This is a genomic window from Streptomyces sp. CO7 (genome assembly GCF_053474865.1).
Genome location: NZ_JBRIOU010000005.1, coordinates 556,958 through 557,822, shown reverse-complemented (window position 1 = coordinate 557,822; position 865 = coordinate 556,958). Strand labels below are relative to the sequence as shown.

At 75.7% G+C, this 865-nt stretch carries 1 protein-coding gene; it reads right to left on the bottom strand.

The window, feature by feature from the left end; translation table 11 throughout:
* Nucleotides 1-743: oxidoreductase (locus tag ACOV8S_RS21015; RefSeq protein WP_448319359.1), on the bottom strand; the 743-nt coding region annotated here is incomplete at its 3' end.
* Between the last annotated feature and the right edge of the window lie 122 nt (nt 744-865).

The window sequence follows — 865 nt, the reverse complement described above, 5'->3', positions numbered from 1 at the left end:
GTGGGGAGGGCGCCGGCCTCGGCGGTCTGGGCGACGGCGCGGTCGGCGAGGCGCAGCAGGCGGCCCAGGGTGTGGCGGCCCTCCATCGCGGGGCCCGCGGTCGTGAGGTTGGTGGCGGAGTAGCCGGGGTGCGCGGCGGCGGCGACCACGTCGGAGCCGGCCGTGGCGAGGCGGCGCGCGAGCTCGTGCGTGAAGAGGAGGTTGGCGGTCTTGGAGCGGCCGTACGCCACCCAACGACGGTACTGGCGTTCGCTGTTGAGGTCGTGGATGTCCAGGTTGGACAGGGCGTGGGCGAAGCTGGAGACGGTGACCACGCGGGCGCCGGGGGCGGCGAGGAGCCGGGGCAGCAGTAGGCCGGTGAGGGCGAAGTGGCCGAGGTGGTTGACCCCGAACTGCATCTCGAAGCCGTCCGCGGTGGTGCGGTGGGGCAGCGCCATCACGCCGGCGTTGTTGACCAGGAGGTCGAGCCTCTCGTGCGGGAGTCCGTCCGCGAAGGCCCGCACGGAGGCGAGGTCGGCCAGGTCCAGCCGGGTGACGTCGACCCGCGCGCCGGGGACGGCGGCCTCGATGCCGGTGGCCGCCTCGCGGCCCTTGGCCACGTCGCGGCAGGCCAGCACCACCTCGGCGCCGCGGCGGGCCAGCTCCAGCGCGGTGACCAGGCCGAGGCCTCCGTTCGCGCCGGTGACGACGGCGACGCGGCCGCTCTGGTCGGGGATCTGCGACGCGGTCCAGCGGGTCGTCATCGGGGGCCTTTCGATGCGGCGGGGGCGGGAGTGGAGAAGGCCCACGGTAGACGCAGCCTGACGCAGCCGCCCCGGGCGCCCTCTCGCGCCGGCCCGTCGCACCCGTCATGCGGCGTACACGG